The organism is Streptomyces sp. NPDC053431 (assembly GCF_044544925.1).
GTDB lineage: Bacteria > Actinomycetota > Actinomycetes > Streptomycetales > Streptomycetaceae > Streptomyces.
The window spans coordinates 120,016-127,201 of sequence record NZ_JBITXX010000010.1 but is presented as its reverse complement, the minus strand read 5'-3'; the positions used below and the strand labels follow the sequence as shown (position 1 = coordinate 127,201).

5 protein-coding genes are annotated in these 7,186 nt (G+C 75.1%); 1 reads left to right on the top strand and 4 read right to left on the bottom strand.

Going from position 1 to position 7,186, the window contains the following annotated elements:
- Positions 1-178: 178 nt before the first annotated feature.
- On the top strand, positions 179-979 hold the full coding sequence (locus ACIGXE_RS23310; RefSeq protein WP_399750344.1) for a hypothetical protein: 801 nt from the start codon (positions 179-181) through the stop codon (positions 977-979).
- A gap of 213 nt (positions 980-1,192) precedes the next feature.
- Here the strand turns inward: ACIGXE_RS23310 and ACIGXE_RS23305 are convergent, their stop codons facing one another.
- From ACIGXE_RS23305 to ACIGXE_RS23290, 4 genes are all read right to left on the bottom strand, one after another.
- A complete protein-coding gene (locus ACIGXE_RS23305) occupies positions 1,193-1,840 on the bottom strand; it encodes a thymidine kinase (protein WP_399750342.1) in 648 nt (215 codons plus the stop codon).
- 94 nt (positions 1,841-1,934) lie between these two features.
- Positions 1,935-3,140, bottom strand: coding sequence for an alkaline phosphatase family protein (locus ACIGXE_RS23300; protein WP_399750340.1), 1,206 nt, complete (start codon positions 3,138-3,140; stop codon positions 1,935-1,937).
- Complete coding sequence (locus tag ACIGXE_RS23295) at positions 3,140-3,733, bottom strand: DUF5998 family protein (RefSeq protein ID WP_399750337.1); 594 nt, start codon at positions 3,731-3,733, stop codon at positions 3,140-3,142. Before ACIGXE_RS23295 ends, ACIGXE_RS23300 begins: the two co-directional genes overlap by 1 nt.
- A gap of 78 nt (positions 3,734-3,811) precedes the next feature.
- Complete coding sequence (locus ACIGXE_RS23290; RefSeq protein ID WP_399750335.1) at positions 3,812-7,024, bottom strand: GNAT family N-acetyltransferase; 3,213 nt, start codon at positions 7,022-7,024, stop codon at positions 3,812-3,814.
- Positions 7,025-7,186 lie beyond the last annotated feature (162 nt).

Below are 7,186 nucleotides of genomic sequence, written 5' to 3'. Positions count from 1 at the left end.
GCGGGCGGGGGGCGGGCGGGGCGGCGCGCCCGCCGGCGCCGGGGGGGGGCTGGGCGCGGGGGCGCCGGGGCGGCCCGCCGCGGGGCGGGGGGGCGCCCGCCCCCCCCCCCACGCCCACCTGGCCAGACTCCTCACGGCCGACGGCGAGCGGTCCGAGGCACGCACCACGCTGACCACGTTGGTGGCGCTCTCGGACGAGCTCGGCCACGCCGTGCTGCGGGTCTACTCGCGCCTGCACCTCGCCCGCGTCCAGCGGGACCTCGGCGAGGCCGACCCGGCCCGGACCACCGCGCTCGAAGCGCTCCGGATCGGCGGCGAGGACTCCCTCGACAACCACGACATGCTCCGATGTCGCCTGTTGCTCGCCTCCGTGACGGCCGAACTCGGGGACCTCGCCGAGGCCTTCCGCCTCAGCGAGGAGGCCTGCGCCCGACTCGGCACGCAGACCGGCGTGCTGGCGGCGCAGGCCCTGTGGACCGCCGCGACGGTCTCGACCCGCCAGGGCAACCACGAGCTGTCCGCCTCCTTCCTGGAGCGGGCGATGACCGCCCTGTCCAGCCGCGAGGACCTGCTCCTGTGGATGCGCCTGCGCCATGCCGCCGCGGCGCTCGCCCTGCAGGCACTGCCACCCGCGCCCGACAAGGCGCAGCGCTACCTCGACGAGGCACGCCCCGCCCTGGAACTCGTCGGCACGGCGCAGCACCAGCAGGAGTACGCCTTCCTGCTCGCCCAACTCGCCTACGTACGCGGCGAGTACGAGGAGGCCGCCCGGCACTGCGAGCAGGCGGCCACCGAGAAGGTCCAGCTCAACTTCCGGGACCGGATCCGCCTGGAGATGCTCAAGGAGCAGATCCGCGTCAAGCAGTCCGACCCGACGGCCCGCGCGCGCCTGTGCGCCCTGGCCGGCGAGGCGCAGGCCCGCGGCATGCTCGACCTCACCGCCGAGGTCTGGCGCGCGGCGGCGGAAGCACAGCAGTGACGGAGGCGGGGCTGCGGCCGCCGGGCTGAGGTCGGCGGGCTGAGGTCGGGAGGGCCCGTGCGTAGGGCCGCCGGGCTGAGGTCGGGAGGGCCGTGCGTAGGGCCGCCGGGCTACGGCCGGCAGGTATGGAGCGCCGGGCTACGGCCGGCAGGTATGCGGCGCCGGGCTACCGCCGGCAGCGACGGGCCGGCCGGTGCGGGGCCCGGTCGGTCGTCAGCTCGGCGTGACCGGCAGCACGTCGGGCGACAGTGCCGCCGCGCGGGCGGTGGCGGCCGTCATACGGCGCCGGTGGTGGCGCCGGCACAGGACCTCGTACCCCACCTGGTCCCCCGCGTTGACGTCGCCGACGACCACCTGCGCGCCCTCGACGACCATCTCGCCGCCGACGGTGCGCGCGTTGTGGGTGGCGCGGGCGCCGCACCAGCACAGGGCCTCGACCTGGAGGACCTCCACCCGGTCGGCCAGCTCGACGAGCCGCTGCGAGCCCGGGAACAGCTTGGAGCGGAAGTCGGTGGTGATGCCGAAGGCGAACACGTCGAGCTCCAGGTCGTCGACGATCCGGGCGAGCTGGTCGATCTGCTCGGGCGCCAGGAACTGGGCCTCGTCGGCGATCACGTAGTCGCAGCGCCCGCCCTTCGACAGCTGGGCGACCAGGTACGCGTAGAAGTCGAAGCCCTCACCGGCCTCGACGGCGTCGGTGACCAGCCCGAGCCGGGAGGAGAGCTTGCCCTCGCCGGCCCGGTCGTCCCGCGTGAAGATCAGACCCTGGAGACCGCGGGCGGAGCGGTTGTGTTCGATCTGAAGAGCGAGGGTGCTCTTTCCGCAGTCCATCGTTCCGGAGAAGAACACCAGCTCGGGCATGGGAGGTCGAGGACCTTTCGGGAGAGGAGGAGTCGGAAGGAGGGATGGGGGCGGGACCGGGCGGAAGCGGGCGGGAGCGGCGGCGCCGCGGGCCTCAGGAGCGGACTTCGAGGAGCGGGACGAGCTGCTCCGCCGCCGTCATGGAGCCGTGCATGCCCACCATGGCGGACTCGTTCGGCTCGTTGACCGAGGCGGTGATGGCGAGGTCGCCCTGGGCCGCGGCGACCACGTCGCCGATCCGGCCGTACACCCGCTCGTCGACCCGGTCGCCGAACCAGCCGAGGTCGATCGCCTCGTCCCGGCTCGCCACCCAGAAGCGGTCGCCGACGACCTCCTGCCAGCAGGTGAGGACGTCCGCCGCGGCGCCCGGAACGGCGTAGACGTGCCGGGCGCGGCCCTCGCCGCCGAGCAGGCCGACACCGGCCCGCAGCTCCCAGTCCTCGTCGAAGTCGATCCGGTGGTCCTCGTCGAAGGGGATGTCGACCATGCCGTGGTCGGCGGTGACGTAGAGGGCCGAGCGGGGCGGCAGCTGTTCGGCGAGCCGCTGGACGAGCCGGTCGACGAACATCAGCTGGCCGCGCCACGCGTCGGAGTCGATGCCGAAGCGGTGCCCCGCGCCGTCGAGCTCGCTGTAGTACGTGTAGACGAGGGAACGGTCGCCGGCGGCGAGCTGCTCGGCCGCGCAGTCCATGCGCTCCTCGCCGGAGAGCCGCCCGAGGAAGGTGCCGCCGCTCAGCGCGATCTTCGTGAGCGGGGTGTCCTGGAAGATCGGCGAGGAGACCTGGGCGGTGTGGACGCCGGCCTCGTCCGCGAGCCGGAAGACCGTGGGGTACGGCTGCCAGACGTGCGGCGCCGTCCAGGGCTTCCAGCGGAGCTGGTTCATCAGTTCGCCGGTGTCCGGGTTCCGCACCGTGTAGCCGGGCAGGCCGTGGGCGCCGGGGAAGTGGCCGGTGCCGACCGAGGCCAGCGAGGTCGCGGTGGTGGCGGGGAAGCCCGCGGTGAGGGGGCGTCCGGTGCCGCCGCGCGAGGTCGCGAGCAGCGAGCTGAGGTACGGGGCCTCGTCCGGGTGGGCCTTGATCTGCTCCCAGCCCAGTCCGTCGATGAGGAAGACGCAGTTGCGGTCGGCGGGCGAGAGCTCGGCGATCCGCGCCTCGCAGCCGGCCACCCCCTGGGCGGCGACGAGGGTCGGGAGCAGGTCGCCGAGCGACCCGCTGCCGTACTCGGGGAGCGGGGCGGTGGCGGGGTCGAGCGGCACCGGTTCGTCGGGCCAGCCCTGGGCGAGCGCGGCGGGCTGGACCATCAGCGGCTGACCGTGGTGGCTGCGGTGGCCTCGGAGAGGGCCTGGGCGAAGGCCAGGGTCTGCCGGACGGTGTCGGGGCCGTCGCCGGCGTCGCTGACCCGGAGGCTGAGGTCGTCGGCGGTGGAGCTGCCGGTGTAGCCGTGGTCCGCGTCGCAGTTGGGGTCACCGCAGGCGGCCGGCTCCAGGTCGATCCGGGAGACCGCGCCCCAGCCGATGGTCAGGACGACCTCGCGGGGCAGGGTGCCGGGGGTGTACGACTCCGGGTTGGCGACGACGCGGCTGACGACGATCGACGAGATCCGGTCGAGCTTCACGGACTCGGTGGACGTCGTGGCGTAGGGCGTCGGGGAGCTGTTGTCGGCGGCCTGCTCGTCGGTGTGGCTGACGATGAAACGGTTGGCCGTGAGGACGAGGACGGTGACGTGACGCCGGACCTCGTTGGCGTCGAAGGTGGTCTCCTGGTGGACCACGTACGACGTGACGGCCTCGCCGCCGACGGCGGCCTCCACCGCCTCGGCCACGAGGGCCGGGTAGTAGCCGCTGCGCTCGATCGCCGCGCGCAGCCCCTGGGTCGTCGTACCGGTCTTCGCCATGGACTCCATCCTACGGGGCGGTGGGGCCCCCTCCGGCCCTCCGGCGGCGCTGGTCGGCTCGGTCATCCTGCGGCCTCTCTAGTAGCTGGGGAGGCGGCGCGGGCCGAGGTCGGTGCGGGGCGGTGGCGGCGCGAGGCGGACGGTGGCACCGAGGACGGAGAGGCCGCGGGGGGCGACGACGACGGGTTCGAGGGAGATCGCGACGACCTCGGGGTGGTCGTCGACGAGCCGGGAGACCCGCAGCAGCAGCTCCTCCAGGGCGGGGGTGTCGACGGGCGCGGAGCCTCGCCAGCCGAAGAGGAGCGGCGCGGTGCGGATGGAACGGACCAGCTCGGCGGCGTCCCGGTCGGTGGCGGGGACGAGCCGGTGGGACATGTCGCCGAGGAGCTCGGAGGGGGCGCCGGCGAGGCCGAAGGAGAGCACGGCGCCGACGGCGGGGTCGATCGCGGAGCGCACGACGGTGTCGACGCCCCGCGGCACCATGGCCTGGACGACCGGCTGGAGCTCCTCGGGCTTGCCGAGGGTGTCGGTGAGCTCGGCGTACGCGGTGCGCAGCTGTTCCTCGGTGGCCAGGTCGAGCCGGACGCCGCCGAGGTCCGGCCGGTGCCGCAGGTGGGGGGCGGTGGTCTTGAGGGCGACGGGGAAGCCGAGGCGGGCGGCCGCGCGGACGGCCTCGTCGGGGGTGGGCGCGGGCAGGGTGGGCAGCACCTCTATGCCGTACCGGCCGAGCAGTTCGAGGGTGGCGTCGAGGCCGAGGGTGACGCCGCGGCCGTCGTCCTGCGGCTCGCCGAGGATCCGCTGGATGAGGGCGGCGGCGCCGGGCTCGTCGATCCGGTCGAACTCGGGTACGCGCCCGGGGTCGGCGGCGGCCTGGCGGCGCCATTGGGCGTAGCGGACGGACTCGGCGAGGGCGCGGACGGCGCGCTCGGCGGCCGGGTAGGCGGGGATGGGGCCGGGGACGGGGGCGGGGGCCTGCGCCGGGGCGGCATCGGTCGCGGTCCCGGCCGCGGCTGTGGCGCCGGCGCCGGCCGCGGCGGGGTCAGTCGCGGCGGGGTCGGTCGCGGCGGGGTCGGTCGCGAACGCGGAGCCGATCGCGGAAGCGGAGCCGGTCGTGGTCACGGGCCCGGGCCCGGGCCCGGTCGTGGTCGCGCCGGCGGTCCCGGGCCGAGTCGCGGTCCCGGGCCGAGTCGCGGTCCCGGGCCGAGTCGCGGTCCCGCTCTGCGTCGGGGTCCCGGTCCTCGCCGCCGTCCAGGGATCCGTCGTGGTCGCCGTCTCCCCCGCCGTCGTGGTCGCCGTCTCCCCCGCCGTCGCTGCCGCCGTCGCCGGCCCCGGCGCCCCCGTACGGGCGGGGCCCGACGGGTCGGCGCCCTGCTGGGCGGTGGCAGGGGCGGTGCGGCCGGCGGGGCGGGTGCGGGTGGCGGCGGAGAGGGCTTCCGCGAGGGCGCCCATCTCGACGTGGACCACGACCACCGGTTTGGCCGGGCCGGGAGCCGCCGCCACCGCGGAGCTGAGGGCCGCGGCGAGGACCTCGCCGTCGCCGGACTCGATGGCCCCGTTCTCGCCGACCCAGGGGATGGCCGTGACGACGACGGCGTCACAGGCGTCGTTGGCGAGGGCCGCGGTGAGCGCCGCGCGGAAGTCGGCGGGGGTGGCCCCGGTGGTCAGGTCGAGGGGCCGCAGCGGACGCAGGCCTTCGGTGAGACAGGCGTCGTAGGTGAGCAGGCCGAGGGATTCGCTGTTGCCGAGGATGGCGACGCGCGGGCCGGCCGGCAGGGGCTGGTCGGCGAGGAGGACGCCCGCGTCGACGAGTTCGGTGACGGTGTCGACGCGGATGACGCCGGCCTGCCGCAGCAGGGCGGAGACGGTGGCGTGCGGGACGCGGGTGACCGGGACGCGGTGGCCGGGCGGGGCGCTGCCGCTGTGCCGGGCGCCCTTGACGACCACGACGGGCTTGACGGCGGCGGTCCGGCGGGCGAGCCGGGTGAACTTGCGGGGGTTTCCGATGGACTCCAGGTAGAGGAGGACGACGTCGGTGGCGGGGTCGTCGTACCAGTGCTGGAGGAGGTCGTTGCCGGAGACGTCGGCACGGTTGCCCGCGGAGAGGAAGGAGGAGAGCCCGGCGCCGCGCCGGTGCAGTCCGGCGAGCAGCGCGATGCCGATGGCGCCGGACTGGGTGAAGAGACCGATCCGCCCGGCGGCCGGCATCTGGGGGGCGAGGGAGGCGTTCAGCCGGACGGACTCGGCCGTATTGATGATCCCGAAGGCGTTGGGCCCGATGATCCTCATGCCGTACGAGCGGGCCTGGCGCACCAGCGCGCGCTGGCGCTCGCGGCCCTCGGCCCCGCTCTCGGCGTATCCGGCGGCGAGCACGACGAGGCCGCGGACCCCGTGCTCGCCGCAGTCGGCGACGGCCTCGGGGACGCGCTCGGCGGGTACGGCGACGACCGCGAGGTCGACCGGTTCGCCGATGTCGGCGACGGAGCGGAAGGCGGGGACGCCCTCCAGCTCGTGCGGCCCCTCCCCCAGGGCGGCGTTCACGGCGTGGACGCGGCCGGTGTAGCCGGCGTCGAGGAGATTGCGCAGCACGGTCCTGCCGACGCCGCCGGGGGTGCGGCCCGCGCCGATCACGGCGACGGAGCCGGGGGCGAGGAGCCGCTGCACGGAGCGGGCCTCGGCGCGCTGTTCGCGGGCGCGCTGGACGGCGAGCGAGCGGTCGGTGGGTTCGAGATCGAGGTGGAGCCGGACGGACCCGTCCTCGAAGCTGCGCTTCTGCGTGTAGCCGGCGTCCGTGAAGACCTTGATCATCTTCGTGTTGGCGGGCAGCACCTCTGCGGCGAACCGGCGGATCCCCCGCTCCCGGGCGACGGCCGCGATGTGTTCGAGGAGGGCGGAGGCGACCCCGCGCCCCTGGTGGGCGTCCTGGACCAGGAAGGCGACCTCGGCCTCGTCCGCGGGGAACGTGGCGGGGCGTCCCAGCTCGTTGATGCGGTCGTACCGCACGGTGGCGATGAACTCGCCGCCCACGGTCGCCGCGAGTCCCACCCGGTCCACGAAGTCGTGGTGGGTGAAGCGGTGCACGTCCTTGGCGGAGAGGCGCGGGTAGGGCGCGAAGAAGCGGTAGTACTTCGACTCGTCCGAGACCTGCTCGTAGAAGCTGACCAGCCGGTCGGCGTCGTCGACGGTGATGGGCCTGATGCGCGCGGTGCCGCCGTCCCTGAGGACCACGTCCGCTTCCCAGTGGTCGGGATACGCGTGCTCCGACCGTCCCGACTGCTCCGACGCGCTCTGCATGGGGCAAGCCTACGGCCGGGGTACGACAGTGGCACCGGTCGCGCGGCGCCTGGCCGCCGTGCAAGGTAAGGACCGAAGGGCCCGCCCCCACCCGGGTCGAGGGGCGGCAGGAGCACGTCGCCACCCGTGAGAGACTGGTCTAGACAACCGCTGAAAGTTGAA

Coding starts and splice junctions, on each gene's coding strand:
- ACIGXE_RS23305 (WP_399750342.1), bottom strand. CDS start 1,840: ATGCCCGAGCTGGTGTTCTTCTCCGGAACGATGGACTGCGGAAAGAGC.
- ACIGXE_RS23300 (WP_399750340.1), bottom strand. CDS start 3,140: ATGGTCCAGCCCGCCGCGCTCGCCCAGGGCTGGCCCGACGAACCGGTG.
- ACIGXE_RS23295 (WP_399750337.1), bottom strand. CDS start 3,733: ATGGCGAAGACCGGTACGACGACCCAGGGGCTGCGCGCGGCGATCGAG.
- ACIGXE_RS23290 (WP_399750335.1), bottom strand. CDS start 7,024: ATGCAGAGCGCGTCGGAGCAGTCGGGACGGTCGGAGCACGCGTATCCC.